Source organism: Bacillus sp. P4_E1, from assembly GCF_056401715.1.
Genome location: NZ_JBFUIV010000014.1, coordinates 1 through 23,776, shown reverse-complemented (window position 1 = coordinate 23,776; position 23,776 = coordinate 1). Strand labels below are relative to the sequence as shown.

Annotated in this window: 21 protein-coding genes and 1 riboswitch; of the genes, 9 read left to right on the top strand and 12 right to left on the bottom strand. The window is 34.7% G+C overall.

The genetic code is table 11. The annotated features are described in order from the left end of the window. Positions 1-155 precede the first annotated feature (155 nt). The 3 genes from AC1DS7_RS19295 (at position 156) to metE (ending at position 5,176) form a co-directional block, all read left to right on the top strand. Complete coding sequence (locus AC1DS7_RS19295) at positions 156-1,697, top strand: MDR family MFS transporter (RefSeq protein ID WP_002014821.1); 1,542 nt, start codon at positions 156-158, stop codon at positions 1,695-1,697. A gap of 91 nt (positions 1,698-1,788) precedes the next feature. Further along, a complete protein-coding gene (locus AC1DS7_RS19290; protein WP_002128898.1) occupies positions 1,789-2,346 on the top strand; it encodes a PadR family transcriptional regulator in 558 nt (185 codons plus the stop codon). A 223-nt stretch (positions 2,347-2,569) separates the two neighbouring features. Further along, positions 2,570-2,757, top strand: a riboswitch (cobalamin riboswitch). A 130-nt stretch (positions 2,758-2,887) separates the two neighbouring features. After that, the gene (metE, locus tag AC1DS7_RS19285; protein WP_002142981.1) at positions 2,888-5,176 is read left to right on the top strand and encodes a 5-methyltetrahydropteroyltriglutamate--homocysteine S-methyltransferase; all 2,289 of its coding nucleotides are present in this window, start codon (positions 2,888-2,890) and stop codon (positions 5,174-5,176) included. Between the two features lie 40 nt (positions 5,177-5,216). On the opposite strand, the gene comJ is transcribed toward metE, so the two are convergent. Together comJ and nucA are read right to left on the bottom strand one after the other, a co-directional pair. Then, positions 5,217-5,606 (bottom strand): competence protein ComJ, encoded by a 390-nt coding sequence (gene comJ, locus AC1DS7_RS19280; protein ID WP_002088359.1) that lies wholly within the window; start codon positions 5,604-5,606, stop codon positions 5,217-5,219. Positions 5,607-5,645: 39 nt separating this feature from the next. Further along, complete coding sequence (nucA, locus tag AC1DS7_RS19275) at positions 5,646-6,080, bottom strand: DNA-entry nuclease (RefSeq protein WP_002014817.1); 435 nt, start codon at positions 6,078-6,080, stop codon at positions 5,646-5,648. A gap of 236 nt (positions 6,081-6,316) precedes the next feature. On the opposite strand from nucA, the gene AC1DS7_RS19270 reads away from it, so the two are divergent. Continuing rightward, positions 6,317-7,060, top strand: coding sequence for a DUF3967 domain-containing protein (locus AC1DS7_RS19270; RefSeq protein WP_002033817.1), 744 nt, complete (start codon positions 6,317-6,319; stop codon positions 7,058-7,060). Between the two features lie 59 nt (positions 7,061-7,119). Here the strand turns inward: AC1DS7_RS19270 and AC1DS7_RS19265 are convergent, their stop codons facing one another. Next, complete coding sequence (locus AC1DS7_RS19265) at positions 7,120-8,394, bottom strand: sensor histidine kinase (RefSeq protein ID WP_002014814.1); 1,275 nt, start codon at positions 8,392-8,394, stop codon at positions 7,120-7,122. 309 nt (positions 8,395-8,703) lie between these two features. On the opposite strand from AC1DS7_RS19265, the gene AC1DS7_RS19260 reads away from it, so the two are divergent. Both AC1DS7_RS19260 and AC1DS7_RS19255 read left to right on the top strand, forming a co-directional pair. Next, positions 8,704-8,904: a hypothetical protein gene (locus AC1DS7_RS19260; RefSeq protein ID WP_000929276.1), complete on the top strand. Its 201-nt coding sequence runs from the start codon at positions 8,704-8,706 to the stop codon at positions 8,902-8,904. A gap of 234 nt (positions 8,905-9,138) precedes the next feature. Then, positions 9,139-10,302 (top strand): aminotransferase A, encoded by a 1,164-nt coding sequence (locus tag AC1DS7_RS19255; RefSeq protein ID WP_476999158.1) that lies wholly within the window; start codon positions 9,139-9,141, stop codon positions 10,300-10,302. A 4-nt stretch (positions 10,303-10,306) separates the two neighbouring features. On the opposite strand, the gene malR is transcribed toward AC1DS7_RS19255, so the two are convergent. The 4 genes from malR to AC1DS7_RS19235 form a co-directional block, all read right to left on the bottom strand. Continuing rightward, on the bottom strand, positions 10,307-11,338 hold the full coding sequence (gene malR / locus AC1DS7_RS19250) for a maltose operon transcriptional repressor MalR (RefSeq protein ID WP_002014809.1): 1,032 nt from the start codon (positions 11,336-11,338) through the stop codon (positions 10,307-10,309). Between the two features lie 282 nt (positions 11,339-11,620). Beyond that, positions 11,621-12,463: a maltosaccharide ABC transporter permease MalD gene (malD, locus tag AC1DS7_RS19245; RefSeq protein WP_002088365.1), complete on the bottom strand. Its 843-nt coding sequence runs from the start codon at positions 12,461-12,463 to the stop codon at positions 11,621-11,623. Next, positions 12,464-13,765, bottom strand: a complete 1,302-nt coding sequence (malC, locus tag AC1DS7_RS19240) for a maltosaccharide ABC transporter permease MalC (RefSeq protein ID WP_002033812.1) — start codon at positions 13,763-13,765, stop codon at positions 12,464-12,466. It abuts the gene before it with no gap. A gap of 64 nt (positions 13,766-13,829) precedes the next feature. Further along, the gene (locus AC1DS7_RS19235) at positions 13,830-15,089 is read right to left on the bottom strand and encodes an extracellular solute-binding protein (protein ID WP_002142987.1); all 1,260 of its coding nucleotides are present in this window, start codon (positions 15,087-15,089) and stop codon (positions 13,830-13,832) included. Between the two features lie 324 nt (positions 15,090-15,413). On the opposite strand from AC1DS7_RS19235, the gene AC1DS7_RS19230 reads away from it, so the two are divergent. Further along, the gene (locus AC1DS7_RS19230) at positions 15,414-17,174 is read left to right on the top strand and encodes an alpha-glycosidase (RefSeq protein ID WP_078175407.1); all 1,761 of its coding nucleotides are present in this window, start codon (positions 15,414-15,416) and stop codon (positions 17,172-17,174) included. A 38-nt stretch (positions 17,175-17,212) separates the two neighbouring features. On the opposite strand, the gene AC1DS7_RS19225 is transcribed toward AC1DS7_RS19230, so the two are convergent. Further along, on the bottom strand, positions 17,213-18,889 hold the full coding sequence (locus tag AC1DS7_RS19225; RefSeq protein ID WP_476999157.1) for a glycoside hydrolase family 13 protein: 1,677 nt from the start codon (positions 18,887-18,889) through the stop codon (positions 17,213-17,215). A gap of 277 nt (positions 18,890-19,166) precedes the next feature. Between AC1DS7_RS19225 and AC1DS7_RS19220 the strand changes: the two genes are divergently transcribed. Continuing rightward, entirely contained in the window at positions 19,167-20,267 is a 1,101-nt protein-coding gene (locus AC1DS7_RS19220) for an ABC transporter ATP-binding protein (RefSeq protein ID WP_061689312.1), read from the top strand. A 69-nt stretch (positions 20,268-20,336) separates the two neighbouring features. Here AC1DS7_RS19220 and AC1DS7_RS19215 read toward each other — a convergent pair whose 3' ends face one another. The 3 genes from AC1DS7_RS19215 to AC1DS7_RS19205 form a co-directional block, all read right to left on the bottom strand. Next, the gene (locus tag AC1DS7_RS19215) at positions 20,337-20,846 is read right to left on the bottom strand and encodes an SDR family NAD(P)-dependent oxidoreductase (RefSeq protein WP_002033807.1); all 510 of its coding nucleotides are present in this window, start codon (positions 20,844-20,846) and stop codon (positions 20,337-20,339) included. 65 nt (positions 20,847-20,911) lie between these two features. Next, the gene (locus AC1DS7_RS19210) at positions 20,912-21,010 is read right to left on the bottom strand and encodes a hypothetical protein (protein WP_002142992.1); all 99 of its coding nucleotides are present in this window, start codon (positions 21,008-21,010) and stop codon (positions 20,912-20,914) included. A 299-nt stretch (positions 21,011-21,309) separates the two neighbouring features. Further along, complete coding sequence (locus AC1DS7_RS19205; RefSeq protein ID WP_002033806.1) at positions 21,310-21,765, bottom strand: RDD family protein; 456 nt, start codon at positions 21,763-21,765, stop codon at positions 21,310-21,312. Positions 21,766-21,896: 131 nt separating this feature from the next. Here AC1DS7_RS19205 and AC1DS7_RS19200 point away from each other — a divergent pair, with 131 nt between their 5' ends. Next, positions 21,897-22,328, top strand: a complete 432-nt coding sequence (locus tag AC1DS7_RS19200; RefSeq protein ID WP_002033805.1) for a DUF3997 domain-containing protein — start codon at positions 21,897-21,899, stop codon at positions 22,326-22,328. A gap of 39 nt (positions 22,329-22,367) precedes the next feature. Here AC1DS7_RS19200 and AC1DS7_RS19195 read toward each other — a convergent pair. Continuing rightward, positions 22,368-23,713 (bottom strand): IS3 family transposase gene (locus AC1DS7_RS19195; RefSeq protein ID WP_476999156.1). Its coding sequence is split into 2 segments (ribosomal slippage): positions 22,368-23,272 and positions 23,272-23,713, totalling 1,347 coding nucleotides; the frame shifts between segments, so codons are not numbered across the junction. Positions 23,714-23,776 lie beyond the last annotated feature (63 nt).

Below are 23,776 nucleotides of genomic sequence, written 5' to 3'. Positions count from 1 at the left end.
GACTATAATATAATTTATGATTTCCATCCTTTATATCATGTCAGTGCAATTTTTTATTAAATGAAGAGGAACGATACAAACTGTACATAAAGTTTTTTTATGCATTGCACTAAAAAACTTAAGTTAGTTTAATTTTTATTAAAGGAGGGCTACTTTTGGAAGCACAACTATCAAAAAACGATTCAAGTAAAACAAAATTTGTTGTTGCTGGTTTACTACTTGGTATTCTAATGGCAGCAATGGATAACACAATCGTCGCAACTGCGATGGCAACGATTGTCGGAGACTTAGGAGGGTTCGACAAATTCGTTTGGGTCACATCCGCCTACATGGTAGCAACAATGGCCGGAATGCCTATTTTCGGTAAGCTGTCTGATATGTACGGACGGAAACGCTTTTTTATTGGCGGATTAATTCTCTTCTTATTCGGTTCTGCACTTTGCGGGACAGCATCAAGTATTGAACAACTAAGTATTTATAGAGCCATTCAAGGAATTGGTGGCGGCGCTCTTATGCCTATCGCATTTACAATTATGTATGATATATTCCCGCCTGAAAAACGAGGAAAAATGACCGGACTATTTGGTGCTGTTTTCGGGACATCTAGTGTTTTCGGACCTTTATTAGGTGCTTACATTACAGATTATATAAGTTGGCACTGGGTCTTCTATATTAATATTCCGTTAGGACTTATTTCCTTCTTCTTCATTACTAAATACTATAGCGAGTCTCTAGAATATCGAAAACAAAAAATTGACTGGGCTGGTGCTATTACGCTTGTCATTAGTATCGTTTGCTTAATGTTTGCTTTAGAACTTGGTGGTAAAGAATATGCATGGGACTCTAATGTGATTATTGGTTTATTTTCAACTGTTGTTATTCTGCTTATTATTTTCTTCTTCGTAGAAAGAAACGCAACCGAGCCTATTATTTCTTTCCATTTATTTAAAAAACCTTTATTTGCAGCTAGCCAAGGCGTTGCCTTTTTCTATGGCGCAGCTTTTATCATCTGTACAGTTTATATTCCAATCTTCGTTCAAGGTGTTCTCGGTGGTTCAGCCTCAAATGCTGGATTAATTTTGACACCTATGATGGTAGGATCTGTAATCGGAAGTCAAACTGGTGGACAATTAGCTTCACGAACAAGTTATCGTAACATCATGACAGTATCTGGAGTTTTCTTCGTTCTTGGTATTTATTTACTAAGTACTTTAACTATGGAAACACCTCGTACACTCGTAACAATGTTTATGGTGCTTGCTGGACTTGGAGTTGGATTCTCCTTCTCAGTTTTAAGTATGGCATCTATCCACAAACTAGAAATGAGAGATCGCGGTTCTGCTACATCCACGAACTCATTCTTCCGTTCACTTGGAATGACCCTTGGCGTCACGATTTTCGGTACGATTCAAAATCATGTTTTCACTGATAAATTAAAAGCAGTCTTCCCTCCTGAACTAGAAAAAATGGCTCCTAAAGGTGGAGACACAAGCTTTTTATTATCACCAAATGCTACTGAAAAGCTACCTCCTGAAGTACTGAGCGGAATTAAAGAGGCTCTTGCAACATCTATTGCTAATACATTTTTCTGGGCACTTATCCCAGCTACGCTAAGTATAATTTGTATTTTACTTATGGGAAATGAACGTCTTTTAACAGGACCAAAAACAAAGCAAAAACAAAAACAAGTAAGCTAATATAGAAAAACGAAACGGTATATCCCTTTATGAAAGAGGATATACCGTTTATAATATATATAAAGTTTCTATATACAGGAGTTGAGACAGCATGAGCATGAAGTTAGTCATTCTCGGCTTGTTACTCGAAGGAGATAAACATCCCTATGAAGTGCAGCACATAATGAAAGAAAGACAAATGGATTGTTATATTAAATATGCCAAGGGATCGCTATACTACGCCTTCGAGCAATTAGAAAAACAAGGTGCGATTAGCATTACCAATATTGTTAGAGATACGAATAGACCAGATAAAACAATTTTCCATATAACAGAGGAAGGAAAAGCCCTTTTCCACACCTTATTATTAAAACAATTTGAAGCGAAAAACCAAATATATAAACCTATTTATTCAGCGCTCTCTTTCGCTCACTTTAGCGACGAACAAGCTCTAGTTCCTATTTTGAAAAAAAAGAGAGATGATACAATGCTCTATTTACATACAATGCAAACGATATACGATCATAATAAACAACTAGTTCCTCGTGCTCAACTATATATTCTACAAAGCGTCATTGAGCATATTAATGTTGAATTACGTTGGCTAAACACGCTCTTACAAGATGCAACTGCAGGTCGTCTTTCAGAAATAGGTGTAGATAATGATTAAGTTTTTCTAAAAGAGGTGCCTCCTCTTTTAGAAAAACTTAACACTATAATTATTCCTCGCAACTCAAAACACCCTCATTTTAATAATAAATAAACATCAAAAAAACTTAATTTTCCGAATAAAAAGAAATAAAAAACTTTAGAATTTTCTTATTTTAAAACAGTGGACAAAATTCCGAAAATTGTGTTAGAATTTGTTTCAATATCATATCGCTTGTTAAATTCCTTTCAAAAGGAAAATAGGTACACGAATATTTCACTTCGTGTTTAAAAGGGAAGTTTGGTGAAACTCCAACACGGTCCCGCCACTGTAAATGCTGAGATTTCTTTTTTGTGCCACTGTGAAAACGGGAAGGTGAAAGAAATTATATGAAGCATAAGTCAGGATACCTGCCTATTTTAACAACACTGATAGACTCACGGATGATGATGAGGTGTTAAGAACAAAAAGGAAGGCTTATTTTTCTATGCCTTTATGCTTTTTGTTATAGGTATTTCCGAGTAAACGGAAATGCTTACTTTCAATTAGGGAGGAATTTAAAATGGCAATTCAAACAAGTAACTTAGGTTATCCACGTATCGGACTACAACGAGAGTGGAAAAAAACATTGGAAGCTTTTTGGTCCAATAAAATTGATGAAGAACAATTTTTAACGACAATGAAAGAAATTCGCCTTCAACACGTCAAAGTACAGCAAGAAAAGGGAATTGAATTAATTCCAGTTGGCGATTTTACATATTATGACCACGTTCTGGATACGGCCTACATGTTAGGATTCATCCCGTCACGTTTTTCAGAGTTTACCTCTTACCTTGATGTATATTTTGCAATGGCACGCGGCTCTAAAGATCACGTTGCTTCTGAAATGACAAAATGGTTTAACACAAACTATCATTACATTGTTCCTGAATATGAAGAAGGATTACAAATCTCTTTAAAAGACAATCGTCCTCTTCGTTTATATGAAGAAGCGAAAAAAGAGTTAGGCGTTGATGGAAAACCAGTTATTTTAGGCCCTTATACATTCCTAAAACTGGCAAAAGGTTATAACGAAGAGCAATTTGCCACTATTTTAAAAGAGCTAGTTGCACCTTATGTACAATTATTCTCTGAATTACACGCAGCTGGAGCACAAATTATTCAAGTTGACGAACCAATCTTCGCATCTTTAACAAAAGATGAAATTAATCAAGCGAAAGAACTTTACGAAGCTATTCATAAAGAGGTTCCAAATGCGAATCTTCTTCTACAAACATATTTTGATAGTGTAGAAGAGAACTATGAAGAAATTATTGCATTCCCTGTTTCTGGTATTGGATTAGACTTTGTTCATGGCAAAGAAGGTAATGTAAATGCTATTTCAAAATATGGATTCCCAGCTGATAAAATTTTAGCTATCGGTTGTATAGATGGCCGTAACATTTGGAGAGCTGATCTTGATGATGTACTTTCTTTATTTACAACATTACAAAATCAAATCACAGCAAAAGGTTTAATTGTTCAACCTTCTTGTAGCTTATTGCATACTCCAATTGATAAAACGGAAGAAACGCAATTAACAAGTGAATTATTTGATGCACTTGCATTTGCTAATCAAAAATTAGAAGAACTAGTCCTTATCCATTCTGCTCTTACTAAAGGTGTAGAAAGCATCAGTAGCGATTTAACAACATATCGTAATGCACATCATGCAATCCGCTCATCAGCTGCACGTAATCGTGAAGATGTAAAAGTGGCACGTACATCACTTAAAGAAGATGATTTCTCACGTCCTCTTCCATTTGAAAAACGATATGAACTACAGCAAGTAGCTTTACAATTACCGTTGTTACCAACAACAACTATTGGTAGCTTCCCGCAAACATCTGAAGTTCGTCAAACACGTAAACAGTGGCGTAACGGCGATATTACAAATGAACAATATAATCAATTCATTGAAAAAGAAACTGCAAAGTGGATTCGTTACCAAGAAGATATTGGTCTTGATGTACTAGTACATGGTGAATTCGAAAGAACTGACATGGTGGAATATTTTGGAGAAAGACTTGCTGGTTTCTCCTTTACTAAAAACGGATGGGTACAATCATACGGTTCTCGTTGCGTAAAACCACCTGTTATTTATGGTGATGTTGCCTTTATAAGTGGAATGACTATTAAAGAAACTGTATATGCACAAAGCTTAACGGAGAAAGTAGTAAAAGGTATGCTAACTGGACCTGTCACTATTTTAAATTGGTCATTCGTTCGAAATGATATTTCAAGAAAAGAAGTATCATATCAAATTGCATTAGCACTTCGTCATGAAATTGAATTACTTGAATCTTCCGGAATTAGAGTAATCCAAGTCGATGAACCTGCACTTCGTGAAGGTATGCCGTTAAAAGAAAAAGATTGGGATGCATACATTACATGGGCAGTTCAATCATTCCTTTTAGCAACATCTTCTGTAGAAAATGAAACACAAATTCATACTCATATGTGTTATAGTAACTTCGAAGATATTGTAGATGCAATTCGAGCGTTAGACGCAGATGTTATTTCTATCGAAACATCAAGAAGTCATGGAGAATTTATTAATACATTAAAGCATACAACATATGAAAAAGGAATTGGTCTAGGGGTATATGATATTCATAGCCCACGTGTCCCAAGTAAAGATGAAATGTTCACAATCGTAGAACAATCTTTACAAGTATGTGACCCTAAATATTTCTGGATTAATCCAGACTGTGGTTTAAAAACACGAAGAACTGAGGAAGTTATACCTGCTTTAGAGCACATGGTTCAGGCAGCAAAAGACGCTCGTTCTCTCCTAAAAACAAACGCATAATAAAAAAACGTGTTATCCTTTTGAAGGATAACACGTTTTTTTATTCTACACTCTCAAAATAGAAGTCGTATTGTACTTTATACAATTCATCGTCTGATGGCTCTTCAAGAGGAGTTGCCTGCAAGACTATCATATATTCTCCGTTCGGAATAGGAATATGATATTTATTAGAAAGAATACTTGTTATATATACTTCTTCATTCTTCACTGTGAAAGGAACTGATATCGTTCTAACCACTTCTTCTTTCTCAATATGATTTCCACAAGTAACTTCCACTTCACAAGTATAGTCAGAGATTGCTTCAAAAATAATAGCTCCATCCACCTCAGCATAGCCTCTTTCAAAATCTTCAGGAGTCCAATCTACATAAGGCTGCTGACCATCATAGTTCATTATCATTAATTGCGAATATGAAATTGTTAATTCCATAACTATCCCTCTCCTCCACTATGAAATGTATGCCAATTACTATTTCACTTCAAATTTCACACGCGTACCATCTGGATATTTGTCTAGCTTATTCCCTACCCAAGAACCTGCACCGCGGTTATCTGCTGGACTTATATATTCAATATGAGCTCCTTTTCCGCCTTCCTTACACATCGCCATCGGCCATTCATCACGATCATAACCTTTCTTCGTCGGATATGGCGCTAACGATAATTTCCTTCTATCCGCTGCACCATTACGATCAATTGTACACATTTCCGAATGTCCTTCTTTTATAGCATCCGTTATATGTTTCCCGGTCTCTGGATATCGTTCTTTCGGGAACTCTAGAATTTGATCATACGTAGTTGTCTTTTTAGTACTTGTCTCCTCTGGCACAAGTACTTCATATACCGCTACCAAAAGAGAAAGAATTGCAATAATTGAAATGATAATACCTTTAAATTGCTTCATGTGTACCTCCGTGTTCCTACCAATTTCTTTTCCTCAGTTATTATAACAAACTTCTTCTATGTATGTTTTCAGACATTATTTTAGCTCTTCCTCTCCATTCCGCCAAAAACATTCATTTTTCTTCATCTTTTCACTAATGCTGTAGAAAACTAATAACCTTCCGACATTCTTTTTCAAAGGAAGTCCACATAAAAGGTTGAAATGATATATACGATACTTTTTGGGGAGGAACTATCATGGAAGCTATTTATAAAACGAAAGATGTTACAAATAAAACAGGTATCCCAAAACATATAGTCCGAAAATATAGCCAACTCTTAGAGGAACACGGTTATATCATTTCAAAAACAGCTGATGCTCGTATTTATAAATTGGATGATTTAAAACTATTGAAATCTATACATGAAAGAGCTGCTACATTACAAGAAGACATTTCAGAAACAATACCTATTATTTTAAAAGAAAAAGATGCCCCACCTGTACCTGTTATTCAAGATAAACAAGAAGTGCAACCAAAAGAAGATGGGCGTAACTTTGAGGAGTTCATGCTAAAACTTGAAATGCTTGCTCAATTAAATGAAGCAATTATTCATCAAAACTCTACTCTCATTACACAAAATCGTTTAAAAGACGAGAAATTAGATGAACTAATGCAACAAGTTTATGTAAAAGAAGGCTCACAAGAAAAAATGTTACAAGATCTAGTTGTTCACGCCGCTCAAACAGATGCACTCCAAAAAGAAAAAATGGACTTATTAATGAATCATATGTATAAGCGAGAATCCAAACAAGAAGAAAAAATGAATAAACTTGTCAATCAAATTTACAATAAAGATAGCAACCGTGATACACAACTTATGCAAGTTATTCGCGAAATTCAAGAAACAAAAAGATTAGTCGCCGCCTCAAAAGAGCAAAGCTTCTTTCAATCATTTAAAAGTTTATTCGTTCGAACAAAACAAGAAAAAATAAATGAATGAAATTTTGTATCTTTTTCTAATGCACGATAAAATAAAAAGTTACCTTCTATCGGTAACTTTTATTCCTTATATCGTACAGCTGGCAATATAATAATAGCTTCAGTTCCTTTTCCGCTTTCACTTTTATATTCCAATGTGCCATTATGCGCTTGTAAAATACTAAATGTTACCATAAGGCCTAATCCTGTTCCTTTTTCTTTTAAAGAATAATACGGTTGTCCAAGCCTTACTAACTGTTCTTTTGTCATTCCAACACCACTATCTTTAACTCTTATTATTATCAATTCATCTTTTTGAATAGCTGTTACTTTTAAATACCCTTTGTTTCCTTGAATTGCTTCAATACCGTTTTTAACAACATTCATAATAGCTTGCTTCAATTTCGTCTTATCGCCGATAGTATAAAGGCTCTCAGAAATCTCAACTTGCAAATAAACGCCCTGCATCGCTGCAAATGATGACATAAGAGTTGTCATTTCAATTAATTGTGCTGATAAACAAATATGTTCTTTTTTTTCAATTTGAGGCCTTGCTAAATTTAAATAATCTGAAATAATCTGTTCAGCACGATCCAGTTCAGCTAATACGAGACGCATATAATCTTTGTTCTTTACGTCTTCCGTACTCTCTAGCAATTGAATAAACCCTCGTACAACAGTGAGAGGGTTTCGAACTTCATGTGCAACACTTGCAGCTAACTCACTTACAATATTAAGTTTTTCTGATTTTTGCATTTCTGTACGCAATAATGCATTTTCGTTTAAATACTCAGTCAAATACACTTGAAATACCATTGTCATAACCATAATAAGTGATGCAAATATATACCCACTATATAGATTAGATATGTACGGTGTAAAACCTGTTTCTAAAAGGACATTCAACATCCCGACTACTAATGAAACAAGAACATAAAATGATGCAATCATAAAAGCTAATATTAGCTTCTTATCTCTTGAAAAAAGAGACCATTTCTTTGACAAAAATAATGGAATTATCGAAAGAAATATAACTTCTACCATAGGCAACCAACTAAGCCCCTTAAAAATCCATTCATATGCAACATAAATAATGGCAGGGATGAGCCCAACAATCCCACCATATAAAAAACCACTAACAATTGGGACTGGATGAAAATTGTATCCGCAAACGGTACCAAAACAAATAGAGTATGTCATGGAGAGAACGAGTGTAACGCTAGATAAAAACATAATAAAGTAGCGATTAGGCTTCGGAAGCATTCCTTGATAACGATTTAAACGAATCGCTTCATATAAAAATAGTGGTAAAATAATGATGGCAATTTGGATCATTAAATCACGAATCAGCTCCATAGCCTCTCATCCCCTATATGTATTTTTATATGATTATATCATTTTATAAGTCCATTTGTTTCAAAATTTTGATTTTTCTTAACATCTTTGTTAATTATTTGTTAACAACTAATAATAAATGTTACAAATTTCCGAAATGATTGTAAACCCTGTACCAAATTTCCTTCGTGCAGTATACAATGAATACGGATTACAAAGAAAATAAAAAACACTTCACTAGACGGACAACTATCGCAAAATACAGCATATAATCCATACTATCTATGTTTACAAATAAGTGATCATTACTTTAGTAGGAGGAAGATAAATATGGCGGGTACTACGCTTGTTTTAAAAGAAGAAAATTTGGTTGTGCTAGAAAACGTTGAAAAATCAGTATACGAAGAATTGCAACATAAAGCAGGGGACGAAGACTGTACATGTGCTGTAAATGAATCCGTTGTCCATCTTGGCAAAGTATCTTCCGTACTTTGGAACGAAGATGAAATAGATTGGGAATACGGTTATTAAAAAGTCGCTTGCAGCGGCTTTTTTTGTGTTTATGCTTAAGTGAAACTTTAATTAACTCACACAGCTTATACTCTTATAGACATTTGAATCCTCACATAATTTCTTACTTCCACTGAATTTTAAGATACGATTCTTATCTTTCACAAATAGCGGGGGAAATTTTATAAACAAAGCGTAATAGTTGAAAATATGATAAAATGAACTTAATTTTCAAACGGAAGAAAGGGAGATACAATGGAACAATTCATTAATCCTAGAGTGAAGGACATCCAAATTTCTGGAATCCGTCAGTTCTCTAATATGATTCAAAACTATGATAATCTTATCTCTTTAACAATTGGGCAACCCGATTTCCCTACACCTTCTCTAGTAAAAGAAGCAGCTAAACGGGCCATTACAGAAAATTATACAAGCTATACACATAACGCTGGTTTACTAGAATTACGCAAGGCAGCTTGTAACTTTGTAAAGGACAACTACAATTTACATTATTCACCTGAAAACGAAACCATTGTTACAATCGGTGCTAGTGAAGCGATCGATGTTGCATTCCGAACTATTTTAGAACCAGGAACGGAAGTAATTTTACCTGCTCCTATTTACCCTGGTTACGAGCCGATTATTCGACTATGTGGTGCAACTCCTATTTTTATAGATGTTCGTGAAACTGGATTTCGTTTAACAGCTGAAGCTCTGCGAAATGCAATTACAGAACGAACAAGATGCGTCGTTTTACCGTATCCTTCTAATCCAACTGGTGTTACCTTATCAAAAGAAGAATTAGAAGATATTGTATCTATCTTAAAAGATAAAAATATTTTCGTTCTTTCCGATGAAATTTATAGCGAACTTGTATATGAAGACAAACACACATCTATCGCTCATTTCCCAGAAATGCGTGATAAGACTATTGTCATTAACGGCTTATCAAAATCACATTCTATGACTGGTTGGCGTATCGGACTTTTATTTGCTCCAGAATATTTAGCAAAACACATATTAAAAGTTCATCAATACAATGTTACATGTGCTACTTCAATCGCTCAGTATGCTGCAATCGAAGCTTTAACAGCTGCTAAAGATGCACCGAAGATGATGCGCTATCAATACAAAAAACGCCGTGATTACGTATATAATAGACTCATTCAAATGGGTTTAACGGTTGAGACGCCAACAGGTGCATTTTATTTATTCCCATATGTTGGACATTTAACATCTTCATCATTTGATTTTGCACTTGATCTTGTAAAAGAAGCTGGGCTAGCCGTTGTTCCTGGAACCGCATTTTCCGAATACGGTGAAGGCTACCTTCGCCTTTCCTATGCTTACAGTATCGAAACTTTAAAAGAAGGCTGTGACCGTTTAGAAGCCTTTCTAAAGAAAAAAGCTAAGAGTTAAACTCTTAGCTTTTTGTTGCATAATGATCACAAGTTTGACGCTTCAATAATTTATGCGGAATAATAATGCATTTTGAAGTAGATTCAGAATGCTCCACCTTATCAACTAAAGCTTTTGCCGCTTCATACCCTAATTGATAAATATTCACATCAACTGTCGAAAGTGGTGGACTAGCAATTTCTGATAATAAAGCATTGTTAAAGCTTACAATCGAAACATCTTTCGGTACAACAAATCCTTTTTTAGAAAGCGCACTTAACACGCCAAGTCCAATTAAATCATCCGTTGCCATAATTGCCGTCGGTGGTTGCTTTAGTCCCATTAATTCCTCAACAGCCTGTTGACCACTCTCTCTTGAAAAATCAAAGTGTAAAATATACTCTTTCGGCAATAGAATATCTGCTAGTTTCAAAGCATCACTCATCCCCGCCAAACGATCTCTCGTTACAAGTAAATCTGATCCACCGCCGATGAATGCGATTTGTTTATGGCCTAATGAAATCAAATATTCCGCTACTTCTCTTGCAGCTGTATAATTGTCATTATCTACATATGTAATTTCATCTTTTCGATCATATGGTTTTCCAATTAAAACAAACGGGAAGTTTTGGTCATGCAAGTATTGAATAATCCGATCGTTCTCTCTTGAATATAAAAGAATAATACCACCGATTTGACGCCCTTGTACCATTTTTACAACACCATTAAAAATTTCATCTTCCGTTTCACCAGTCGACATATAAAGCGCATACCCTTCCACATGTGCAAATGAACTAATTCCTCTTATAACTTCTGGGAAAAACGGATTTTGAAAAGCTTTACTTGCAGAACTCGGCATAACAAGACCAAGTGTCTTCGTCGTTTGGTTCGCAAGGTTTCTTGCATTTAAATTTGGATGATACCCTAATTCACTCATTACTTTTCGAACACGGCGCTTTGTCTTTTCACTTATACTTGGATTATCAGCAATTACACGAGAAACAGTTGATGGTGCTACGTTCGCCTTCTTCGCCACATCTTTAATTGTAACTGTCATAAAAATCCCCTCCTTTCACTTCTCTGCCATTTTCATATATTTTATCTTGCACCCGTTGCAAGTCATAGGAGAAGTCATAAACTGTCATTTATTTATTCTATCTTGCAAAACTTATCATATTCTCCCTCTCCATGTATTGTAAGGGATATAGCTCTTTTTTCCTATACTATAATATACTATTTATTTCACTTCTTTTCATATGCGATGTCAAATCTCTTTTCATCTCTCTATAATTTTTTTATAGAGAGATGAAAAGAAAAATGGGACATAATGTCCCATTTCTCATCCTTTCGTACCTCCAGCTGTTAAACCAGAAATAAAGTATTTTTGTAGTGATAAGAATAAAATCGAAATCGGGATTGCAATTAATACTGAACCAGCCGCAAACGTCGTAAATTCATTACCAAATTTTTTCGCTACCATTTCATATAATCCAACTGCTAAAGTGTAATTTTCCGGCGTGCGTAAAATAATACTTGCTAAAATGAAATCTGTAAATGGACCGATGAAAGTGAATAATGCTACAACCGCTACGATTGGCTTTGCAAGCGGCATAATGATTTGCCAAAAAATACGGAAGTGTCCTGCTCCATCCATGCGGGCTGACTCATCCAACTCTTTCGGAATCGTATCAAAATACCCTTTCATAAGCCAAGTATTCATTGGAATTGCTCCACCTACATAAATTAAAATTAATGCAAGATGTGTATCAATTAATCCTGTTAACTGCGCTAATACATATAGTGCGATTAACGCTGCAAAGTTCGGAATCATTTGTAGAATTAAAAATGTTAATAAACCATTTTTTCTTCCGACAAAACGATATCTCGAAAATGCATAAGCAGTAAAGCTAATTGCTAACACCGAAAAAATCATCGTCATAACACTAACTTTTAACGTATTTTTATACCAAAGTAAGTAATTACTTGAATCAAGATCAAGTAGCTTACGATAATGATCTAACGTAGCATTTTTTGGAATAATGCTAGAACCAGACAAACTATCTCCTGGATTAAACGATGAACCAATAATCCATAGTAATGGATAGAAAATAATCGCACACATTATGAAGATAACCAAATAACTTAATGAAAGACGTAACATCTTTTGTCGTTTAATATTCATTTACATCATATCCTCTTCTTGGAATGATTTTGTTCTCTTAAATTGCCATAACGCAACTGTAATAACGATTAACGATAAAATCATTGTAAGAGCTGCTGCTTTTCCGTACTGCGCTGAAGTCATCGTTAACTTATAAATCCATGAAATTAAAATATCCGTTCCACCTGCATCTTGCCCCGCTACAGCAGGACCTCCGCCATTAAATAGATAAATGATACTAAAGTTATTAAAGTTAAACGTATATTGTGTAATTAAAATTGGTGCTGTTGCGTATAAAACAAGTGGCAATGTAATTTTACGGAACTGTTGCCAAGCAGTTGCTCCATCTACTGTAGCAGCTTCATATAATTCTCCTGGAATCGATTGCAATATACCTGTTGTCATTGCAAAGACGAATGGGAAACCGAGCCACGTTTGGATCATAATTAAAGCAATCTTCGCCCAAAACGGATCTGTCATCCAAGCAATCTTTTCAATCCCGAATAAAGCTAATACTTGATTATTAATTGCTCCAAATGTTTCATTAAACATACCCGAGAAGACAAGAATAGATACGAATGCTGGAACAGCCCACGGTAAAATGAAAATTGTTCGAATAATTGCCTTACCTTTAATACCAGGCTGATTTACGATAATCGCTAAGAAAATACCAAGTGCAACTTGTAATGTTGTTGCAACAAATGTCCAAATGACAGTCCAAGAAAATACACTTAAAAATGTCTCTCTCCACATTGGTAATGTGAAAATATCAATAAAGTTTTTAAAGCCCACCCAATCTACTAATTTAGCTGGAGGAGAGTGATATAAGTCATAGTTCGTAAATCCAATTAAAATTACAAAAATGATTGGAAATACAACTACAAAGATTAGTAATAGAAATCCTGGTGAAACCATTAAATATGGAAAACCTTGATCTAATAAGTTACGGTATTGCTCTTTTACAGAGTTTAATGGGGTTCCTATATCACGTTTCTTCCCGTTTTGATATGCATCATATAAATTAAATCCATATATTCCGAGTCCAAACACGATGACGATAAGTGCCAAGATCCCTTCCACTAATAGAAAGACAGAATGGTCACGTGGAACTTCTGTACCGAGTGTTACAATTCCCCATAATCCCATATTTAATAAATCAGTAAATGCTACAATAAATGAACCTGTTAATACTAGAAAAATAAGGCCTTTTACAAATTGTTTATTATACATTTGGCCTATGCCTGGAATGATTGATAACATGGTTGCCATTTTCCTATGTTTTGAACCTTTTAAGCCGTTTGCTGGTTCCATAGATGTTTGCATGTTCCTTCCCCCTTTTTTCTGGGAGAGAATTCGTGCCTCTTATAGTAGAGGCACGAATTTCACCTTATTTTTTATTGCTGTGGTTTGCCTCAATATTCCCTTTAATTTGCTTCACTGCATTATCAAGTGCTGCTTTTGGTGCTTCTTTATCTGTAACTACTAACTGAAGCGCGTCTCCAGCTGGTTTCCATACTTCTTGCATTTCTGGAATATTCGGCATTGGAATTCCATTTTCTGATTGAGTTGCAACTGCTTTTGCAGCTTCATTATCTTTAATAATTGGATCTTCCATTACTGATTTTACTGGAGGAATCTCTTTTGTCTTCTCAAATCTAATTTTTGCGTTTTCTTCATTTGTTACCCACTCAGTGAATTTTGTAGCTAAATCATTTTGTTTAGAGAAGCTTGTTACATGCCATCCTTTTACCCCAACAAATGTTTTCATCGGTTGACCATTTGGTAATTTTGGCATTGGAGCAACACCATAATCAATTCCGTTCTTTTCCATCGCTTGGAACGCCCACGGTCCGTTCATAATAGATGCTGCTTTTCCTTCATTGAATAATCCATCAGCAGCAGGTCCACCAGATTCACCGATAATACCTTTCGGGAATAACTTTTCTTTGTACCATTTTTGAAGATATTCAGCACCTTGTACTGCTCCGCTATTATTTAATCCAACATCACTTGCATTTGGCTTTCCGTCTTTCTCACCAAATACATATCCGCCCATACCTGCCATAAACGCGTTAGCAAAGTAGAAGTTATCTCCTAATGTTAAAAATCCGTACTTGCCATCCTTCGTAAAGTCTTTTGAGAAGTTAAATAGCTCGTCCATCGTTTCTGGAGCTTTTTGCATTAATTTTTTATTGTAAATAAAAATTGGTGTTTCAATTGCTTTTGGTAAACCATATAATTTCCCGTTGTATGTTTGTGCCTTTATTGATAAGTCAGTAAATTTACTCTTCACAGCATCATCTGCTTTTACTTCAGAAAGTAAGCCTTCTGTTACTGCATTTCCGATTTGATCGTGTGGCAATGTTACAACATCTGGTCCCGTCCCCGCTGGTCCATCAAGACGTAACTTTTTCACTTGATCTGTCATTTGCATTTCAACAACTTTTACTTTTACTTTATATTTTTCCTCAAAGCTTTTCACTGCTGGTTCTAAACCAACACCTTTTTTATCATCTTCCCAAACGAGAAGATCATAGTCTTTCTTCGCTTTACTTTCCTCTTTTTTTCCTGAATCTTTCGGTCCACATGCAGATAACATGCCAATTGACAATGCTGAAATCGTTAATAGTGATAATGCTTTCTTCATCCCAAAAACCTCCCTAAATTGTCTATGTACCTCTTTAATTGAAAACGTTTGCATTTGATTGTTTAATAGAAGCGCAAACAATATCTAAATCTATGAAAACGTTTGCGCTATTTGTCTATCATTATACATCCTTTTATTCATTTTGCAAATATTAATTTTCAAAATAATCTTATCACACTCTTTATTCATTGACTTTACATAAAATGAATACTACTCTTATAAGCAATATTAAAGTTATGTGGAAGGCAATCGTTTGCAACATAATCTTTATTATTTCATTTACGGGAACTATATGTATAGAGATATTAAAGGGGGATTTTCTATATGCTTAAAGAAGCGATCTATCATAGGCCAAAAGATAATTATGCATACGCTTACGACGAAAAAACAATTCACATCCGAATACACACAAAAAGAGATGATGTTCACAGCGCCGCTCTCATCTACGGGGATCCGTACGAATGGCAGGACGGGAAATGGATTACAGCAAGTACACCAATGAAAAAAACCGGATCTACTGAGTTATTTGATTATTGGTCCGTTTCAATCAAACCAAAATTTAAACGCTTACGTTATGGATTCGAATTAAAAAACGACGTAGAAACTCTTATTTATACAGAAAGAGGATTTTTTTCTAATATTCCAAATGACGATGTCGGTAACTTTTTCTGCTTTCCATTCATTCATGCAAAAGACGTTTTCAGAGCACCATCCTGGATTAAAGACACAGTATGGTATCAAATTTTCCCGGAACGATTCGCTAACGGGGATAGCACATTAAATCCTGCAAACACCCTTCCTTGGGGAAGTACCGAACCAACTCCAACTAATTTTTTCGGCGGAGATTTTGCTGGTATTATTCAAAACCTTGATTACCTTGTGAAGCTTGGAATTTCCGGAATATATTTCACTCCTATTTTCAAAGCTCATTCGAATCATAAATATGACACAATTGATTACATGGAAATCGATCCACAATTTGGGACGAAAGAAACTTTCAAAGAACTCATTGAAGCGTGTCATAAACGTGGTATAAAAGTAATGCTCGATGCTGTTTTTAATCATAGCGGGTACTTCTTTGATAAATTTCAAGACGTGCTGGAACAAGGTGAAAATTCCGCCTATAAAGATTGGTTCCATATTCATGAATTTCCAATTATAACCGAACCACTTCCTAATTATGATACTTTCGCATTTACACCGTATATGCCTAAATTAAATACAGCACACCCAGATGTAAAAGAATATTTACTTGAAGTAGGGCGTTATTGGGTAAGAGAATTCAATATAGACGGTTGGCGCCTTGATGTAGCAAATGAAGTCGATCACAGTTTTTGGAGAGAATTCCGAAGTGAAATAAAAGCATTAAATCCTGAAGTATATATTTTAGGTGAAATTTGGCACGATGCACTCCCATGGCTACAAGGTGACCAATTTGATGCTGTAATGAGCTATCCTGTTACAAACGCTCTACTTTCTTACTTTGCTAACGAATCCATTCATGCAAGTGAATTTATGAAACAAATTACCGATTCTCTACATTCCTACTCTATGAATGTAAATGAAGCGGCATTTCATTTATTAGACAGTCATGACACACCTAGAATTTTAGCAACATGTAACGGGGATAAAAATAAGTTAAAGTTACTCTATGTATTTCACCTTTCTTTCATCGGTTCTCCTTGTATTTATTACGGCGATGAAATCGGTATGGATGGTGGAATGGACCCTGACTGCCGCAAATGTATGATATGGGATGAAAAAGAACAAGATACTCTTTTATTTACACATATACAAACATTAATTTCATTACGGAAACAACATAAAGCATTTGGAGGAAATGGTACTTTTCAATTCATTGAGGCAAATGATGAACATAATTATATTTCTTATACAAAAACATATGAAGATGAAACTATCTTTTTCGTTTTAAATCCTACTAACAGTGAAGTTACAACTTCACTCCCTCTTCATATTACCAGGAAGAAAATAATTAACATTTATACAAACGAAGAATTTTCAGCGGAAGCAAGTGTATTACAAGTTACACTTCCACCGTATGGATTCTCTATTTTAAAATGGTAATAGTAAAAGCCTTATGCCAGGGTGGCATAAGGCTTTTCTTATTTCAATTTAAATACCATTGCTTCATATGGTCGTAATGTAATGTTTTCTATCAATACATTTTCTACATCATAATTGTGTATTAATAACTCTGCTTCACTATAAATAATGTCCTCAGGCAATTCAAATACACATTCATCTGCAGTAAAGTTTGCAATCACCAGAAGCTTTTCTTCTCCATATGTTCTTACATAAGCAAAAACAGAAGGGTTATTTTCTAATATTAAATCATATGTTCCATACACAACTATTTCATTGTTTTTACGTAATTCAATCAATTTTTTATAGTAATAAAAAATCGATTCTTCATCTTGGATTGCCTGTTTCACATTAATCTCTTTGTAGTTAGGATTTACCGCAATCCAAGGCTCACCCGTTGTGAATCCAGCATGTTCTCTATCATCCCACTGCATCGGAGTTCTAGCATTATCTCGGCCCTTTATATATATAGACTGCATCACTTTATCTATATCTTCGCCGCGCTCTATAACTTTTTCTTTATACATATTTAGTGTTTCAATATCTCGGTATTCATCAATTGATTCAAATCGAACATTGGTCATTCCGATTTCTTCTCCTTGATAAATATATGGTGTCCCTTTCATCATATGAAGTACTGTCGCTAACATTTTTGCTGATTCAGTATGATAAGCTCCATCATTACCAAAACGAGATACAACGCGAGGCTGGTCATGGTTATTCCAATAAAGGCTATTCCATCCTGTTTGTTCTAATGCTTTTTGCCACTTTGTTAAATTTTGTTTCAAAGTAAGAAGTGAGCATGGTTTTACATCCCATTTCCCACCTTCTCCGGAATCTAAATCCATATGTTCAAATTGGAATACCATTTGTAGTTCTTTTCTAGCTTCCCCTGTATACAATTTAGCCTCTTCTGTCGTTACACCAGGCATTTCCCCAACCGTCATAATGTCATACTGAGACAATACGTCTTCATTCATTTCATGCAAATACTTATGAATGTTCGGACCGTTCATAAAATGTTTATGCCCTGAAACATATCCTTCTTCATCCGTTTCAACATATGGTAAGCCATCTTCTTTAGAAATAAAATTAATAACATCCATACGGAACCCATCAATTCCTTTTTCTAACCAAAACTTCATCATGTCATAAACATCTTGTCTTACCTTTTCATTATCCCAGTTTAAATCTGGCTGTTTTTTAGAAAACAGATGTAAATAATATTCATCTGTCATCTCATCATATTGCCATGCAGATCCACTAAATGCTGCTCCCCAGTTATTCGGCTCTTTCCCTTCTTTTCCAGGGCGCCATATATAATAGTCTCTATATTTATTATCTTTCGATTTACATGATTCAATAAACCAATTATGTTCATCTGAAGTATGATTAACAACTAAGTCCATCATAAGTTTCATATTACGTTTATGCATTTCATGTAATAGTTCATCCCAATCTTCCATTGTTCCGAACTCGTTCATAATTTTACAATAATCACTTATATCGTAACCATTATCATCGTTTGGAGATTCATAGACTGGTGATAACCAAATTACATCAATACCTAATTCTTTTAAGTAGTCTAGCTTCGCAAGAATACCACGAAGGTCACCTATACCATCACCATTACTATCCATAAAACTACGAGGATAAATTTGATATACTACACTTTCTTTCCACCATTGTTTTCCCATTATGCTACCCCATTTCATCTATACTATTGATTCTTTTTTCTTTTTTTAAGGCGCAAACGTTTTCATTACTGAATGATAACAGATTCTATCCAAATTTAAAATAGCGCTTACAATATTTATTTTCTTTTTCTAATAAAACATGTGAAACTTATTATATATTCATAGGAATAATGAAAACGTTTTATTTTTTTATAGTGTTTTTATTTCTTTTTTGAATCTATTCGTTTATAATAAATTCAAAGAAAACGTTTGCATAAACTTTCTAGGGGGAAATATCATGGCAGAACTTAAATTAGAAAATATTTATAAAATATATGATAATAACGTAACAGCCGTAACAGATTTTAACTTACACATTCAAGATAAAGAATTTATCGTATTCGTTGGTCCTTCTGGATGCGGAAAATCTACAACACTACGAATGGTAGCTGGACTTGAAGATATTTCAAAAGGAGAATTTTCAATTGATGGTAAGCCAATGAACGATGTTCCTCCAAAAGATCGAGATATCGCAATGGTCTTCCAAAACTACGCTCTTTATCCACATATGAGTGTGTATGATAATATGGCATTTGGATTAAAACTTCGAAAAATACCGAAAGATGAAATCGACCGTCGAGTGAAACATGCAGCTCAAATTTTAGGGCTTGAACAATATTTAGATAGAAAACCGAAAGCTTTATCAGGTGGACAACGTCAACGTGTTGCATTAGGTAGAGCAATTGTTCGAGACGCAAAAGTCTTCTTAATGGATGAACCATTATCAAACTTAGACGCTAAACTACGTGTTGCAATGCGATCAGAAATTTCTAAATTACACCACCGCCTTGGCACAACGACAATTTATGTAACACATGATCAAACTGAGGCAATGACAATGGCTTCACGTCTTGTTGTTATGAAAGACGGCAAAATCCAACAAATTGGAACTCCAAAAGAAGTATATGAAACACCTGAAAATATTTTCGTTGGTGGTTTTATCGGTTCACCCGCAATGAATTTCTTCCGTGGAAAATTAACTGAAACCGATTTCGTTATAGACAGTTCACTAAAGTTTAAAGTATCTGAAGGAAAAATGAAGTTATTACGCGAACAAGGCTATGTAAATAAAGAAATTGTTTTAGGTATTCGTCCAGAAGATATTCATGATGAACTATTATTTTTAGAAGCTTCACAAGCTACTACTTTCACAACGAAAATTGAAGTTGCAGAGTTGTTAGGGGCTGAATCCATTTTATATATGAAACTTGGAAATCAAGATTTTGCAGCACGTGTTGATGCAAGACATACTTTTTCACCTGGTGACCAAATTAAACTTGCTTTTGATATGAATAAAGCACATTTCTTTGATAGCCAAACCGAACAACGTATTCGTTAAAAAATAAAGTTCTATAATAGAACATACAAAAAAACCGTCCACATATATACTGGGGGCGGTTTTCCATTATTATACTAGGGCTTCTATTGTATGAAATGATTGTCCTCTCGTGCTAATAATACCAAAAACAGGTAAATCACTAAGCACCACTTCTTCTTGCTGTTTCATAAAAGATGACGTTAATTGTTTTATCTCTATCCAAACGTCATTAATACAAAGTACATTGGAATCGTTCTCTTGTTGGCGAGAAAAAATAGAATCTATTTTATATAGACCAGCATTTTGAAAAAGCATATCAATACGACTGTATGCCTCCATAGCAAAACTAATAACACGTTGCCAATCTCCTTGTTTCCCCATATCGTAGGATACAAAAAGTGCTTCTCCGCCTAAATCCGTAATTTCCTCGGCTGTTGCTTGTCCACTTTCTTGATCAATGTCCGTCACAATTACTTTTGCGCCTTGCTTAGCCAACAAAAGAGCTGTACTACGTCCAATACCGATGCCACCACCAGTTACAATGGCAACTTTTCCTGCAAGCTTCATTTTCATTACCCCTTCTATATGTCTTACCGTCATTCAGTATACTCCTTTATTAGATTAGTCCGCAAGCAGGAAAAGTTTACTTCACAACTTGTAAGCGATTACTTTTCTGTTTCTTTTTTTTTCTTACTATTATATTGATCGAAGGTTAAACCAATAAAAATAAGAATTCCCCAAAATATTAAGCTACCTCCAGTCATTCCAAATCCCCCTTTGTTATATAACGATATTATTTATATCCATTATATCATTCTCTTAATTTTCAATCTATTCAAAACGAAAATAGGATGTTTGAATTAGCTACAGCTTCTTTAAACATCCTTCCGTAATATGGAAGGTACTATATAGGAGATATCCACCCTATATCAATTCCATTTATCTAATTTTATGAAAAAATAAGAGAATGATGAAATTTTTCACGAAATTAAAAATAAGACTTTTTATATACAAACGATAAAAAGTCTTATTTCATTAGTAGCACGTATAATCTAAATATTAATTATACAAGACTCATCACTTTCGTCTTTGCAATTAAATCATGGAAGCCACAATTATCTTTGCGGAATAACATCATATATACATTGCATATTAATGGAACTCCAAGTAATAATATGCTTGGTAATAATAATACCAAAAATCGTATTATTAATGTTTGTAACGTTAGTTTTTCACTTGTTAACGAGATTATTTTTGTTCTTGTTACCTTTTTACCAAGTGTAGAACCGTTCCAAAGAAAAGGTAACAGAATAAAATTTATAGCCATTAATACGAAAACAAGTGTAAGGTCATATCTATAGTCACCTAAACTTATATTAAAACGATCAAAAATAGCACTATAGTTTCCTGTAATAATAGCTACTACTGCACCGTACGTAACCGAGATTAAAAACATGTCAATAAGGGAAGCACCTATGCGATTCATTACAAGCGCTGGACGATGCATCTTTAACTTCATTTTGTGTCGACTCCTTCATATCCTTCTTTACCCGTTTCATCGTACCACTTCTAAAAAACATTGTAAACTGGCGTTTCGCTTACTTTTCTTGTACAATGTGTTACAACAGCATTATAAAGGAGGTTCCCATATTGAAAAGATGGATAATCCTATTTGCCGCACTCTTATTAACAGGTTGTACAGGCAATACAAACCATTTAACTTATACAATTAACGATGAATATGAACTCATCCATACTTCTGGAGATGCATTTGAACTTTTCCCCTCTCAGGATGCTGTATATGCTACACAATACATCCCTGCAAAGATTACAGAAATTGCTTGGGACGATAAATACATTATCACAAAACAAATTGAGGAAAAATCAGATCCAAATAATCCTGACGCAGCAATTACAAATAAAAAAAGTGAACATTATTGGATTATCGATGTAAAGCATAATAAACGATTCGGTCCTTATAATGAAAAACAATTTAACGAGCAAAAAGATGCTTTTAAAATTACAGTGCCTTTTCAAAGTGTAGATTCATATGTGAAAGAGCTAAAAAAACAGTCAGCATAACTTTTGAAGTGACCCCCGAAAGTTAGACAGGTCGTTTCATTAGGCAGCCTCTAGGGTATGAGCCCGGTATTGTACCGGGCTCATACCCTTTAATTTTGCCTTAATTCTTTTATGATTATAGTATTCTATATACTTTGCTAATTCTTGTTTGAAATGTGTTATACTTTCAAATTCTTTTCGATACAGAAATTCCGATTTCATGATACCGAAGAAATTTTCAATAACGGCATTGTCATAACAGTTTCCTTTACGAGACATACTTTGAGTTATGCCACACTTCGTAAGAGAATGACGGTATTGTTTCATTTGATAGTGCCAGCCTTGATCAGAGTGAATGAGGAGTTTATCCTGATCTGTTACACGTTCAAAAGCTTGATCTAACATGGTTGAAACAAGGGAATAGGTAGGTCTTGAACCAATGGTATAGGTGATAATTTCACCATTAAATAAATCCAATATTGGCGATAGATATAACTTCTCCCCAAATAACTTACACTCCGTAATATCTGTAACCCACTTCTCATTTGGTTTTTCAGATTGGAAGTTGCGATTTAAAATATTCGGCGCAATTTTCCCAACTGTCCCTTTATAAGAGCGATATTTTTTTATACGAATCAGACATTTTAACCCTAATTCTTTCATAAGACGATACACCTTTTTATGATTTACTTTGTGCCCACGATTCATAAGTTCATCGCGAATACGACGATAGCCATAACACCCATCGTGTTCATCATAAATAGCTTGAATCAGTGCTTTTACCTCCGCATTTGGATCAGGACGATTGAACTGTTTTATCCAATAATAGTACGTACTACGCGGAATATTAGCGAGTTTAAGTAACTCCTTAACAGGAAATTCATGCCTTAACTCATAGATTACTTCCGCTTTGTCTTGTTTTGTGATTTTTCCTTGTTTTGAACTAAGGCATTCAACTTTTTTAAATATGCATTTTCCATACGTAAACGTTCATTTTCCGCTTGTAAGGCTTCGATTGATCCTTCAACTACTGGTTTTATATTTTTATCTTTCATGGTTGGACGCCCCTTTTTCTTTGATTGTAGGGCATCCAATCCTCCTGTTTCATACGCTATTTTCCATTTCCGAAGTGTTTCATAAGACGGAATATTGAAAAGTGCCGCTGTTTCTCTGATAGATGTCCCGTGTTCATTCATATAATAAAGTACATCTAGTTTATACTGAGCTGAGTAGAATGTATAGCGCTTTTCAAAGGCCTTTTCACCTGAATATTCATATCGTCTAATCCACTCGCGAAGTAAAACAGGAGTAACTCCTATAGATTTAGCAATTGTTTCTCCACTTTCTGAACCATCTAAATATCGTTTCACCGCTTGGATTTTTTCTTTTGAAGAAAATTTAGCCATAAAAAATGCACCTCCAATTGTTAGACCGTGTCTAACAATTGGTAACAATTGGGGTGCACTTCA

What these genes read in the sequence shown, in the direction of transcription:
- AC1DS7_RS19290 (WP_002128898.1), top strand. Translation starts at nt 1,789, where the DNA reads ATGAGCATGAAGTTAGTCATTCTCGGCTTGTTACTCGAAGGAGATAAA.
- metE (WP_002142981.1), top strand. Translation starts at nt 2,888, where the DNA reads ATGGCAATTCAAACAAGTAACTTAGGTTATCCACGTATCGGACTACAA.
- comJ (WP_002088359.1), bottom strand. Translation starts at nt 5,606, where the DNA reads ATGGAATTAACAATTTCATATTCGCAATTAATGATAATGAACTATGAT.
- nucA (WP_002014817.1), bottom strand. Translation starts at nt 6,080, where the DNA reads ATGAAGCAATTTAAAGGTATTATCATTTCAATTATTGCAATTCTTTCT.
- AC1DS7_RS19270 (WP_002033817.1), top strand. Translation starts at nt 6,317, where the DNA reads ATGGAAGCTATTTATAAAACGAAAGATGTTACAAATAAAACAGGTATC.
- AC1DS7_RS19265 (WP_002014814.1), bottom strand. Translation starts at nt 8,394, where the DNA reads ATGGAGCTGATTCGTGATTTAATGATCCAAATTGCCATCATTATTTTA.
- AC1DS7_RS19260 (WP_000929276.1), top strand. Translation starts at nt 8,704, where the DNA reads ATGGCGGGTACTACGCTTGTTTTAAAAGAAGAAAATTTGGTTGTGCTA.
- AC1DS7_RS19255 (WP_476999158.1), top strand. Translation starts at nt 9,139, where the DNA reads ATGGAACAATTCATTAATCCTAGAGTGAAGGACATCCAAATTTCTGGA.
- malR (WP_002014809.1), bottom strand. Translation starts at nt 11,338, where the DNA reads ATGACAGTTACAATTAAAGATGTGGCGAAGAAGGCGAACGTAGCACCA.
- malD (WP_002088365.1), bottom strand. Translation starts at nt 12,463, where the DNA reads ATGAATATTAAACGACAAAAGATGTTACGTCTTTCATTAAGTTATTTG.
- malC (WP_002033812.1), bottom strand. Translation starts at nt 13,765, where the DNA reads ATGCAAACATCTATGGAACCAGCAAACGGCTTAAAAGGTTCAAAACAT.
- AC1DS7_RS19235 (WP_002142987.1), bottom strand. Translation starts at nt 15,089, where the DNA reads ATGAAGAAAGCATTATCACTATTAACGATTTCAGCATTGTCAATTGGC.
- AC1DS7_RS19230 (WP_078175407.1), top strand. Translation starts at nt 15,414, where the DNA reads ATGCTTAAAGAAGCGATCTATCATAGGCCAAAAGATAATTATGCATAC.
- AC1DS7_RS19225 (WP_476999157.1), bottom strand. Translation starts at nt 18,889, where the DNA reads ATGGGAAAACAATGGTGGAAAGAAAGTGTAGTATATCAAATTTATCCT.
- AC1DS7_RS19220 (WP_061689312.1), top strand. Translation starts at nt 19,167, where the DNA reads ATGGCAGAACTTAAATTAGAAAATATTTATAAAATATATGATAATAAC.
- AC1DS7_RS19215 (WP_002033807.1), bottom strand. Translation starts at nt 20,846, where the DNA reads ATGACGGTAAGACATATAGAAGGGGTAATGAAAATGAAGCTTGCAGGA.
- AC1DS7_RS19210 (WP_002142992.1), bottom strand. Translation starts at nt 21,010, where the DNA reads ATGACTGGAGGTAGCTTAATATTTTGGGGAATTCTTATTTTTATTGGT.
- AC1DS7_RS19205 (WP_002033806.1), bottom strand. Translation starts at nt 21,765, where the DNA reads ATGAAGTTAAAGATGCATCGTCCAGCGCTTGTAATGAATCGCATAGGT.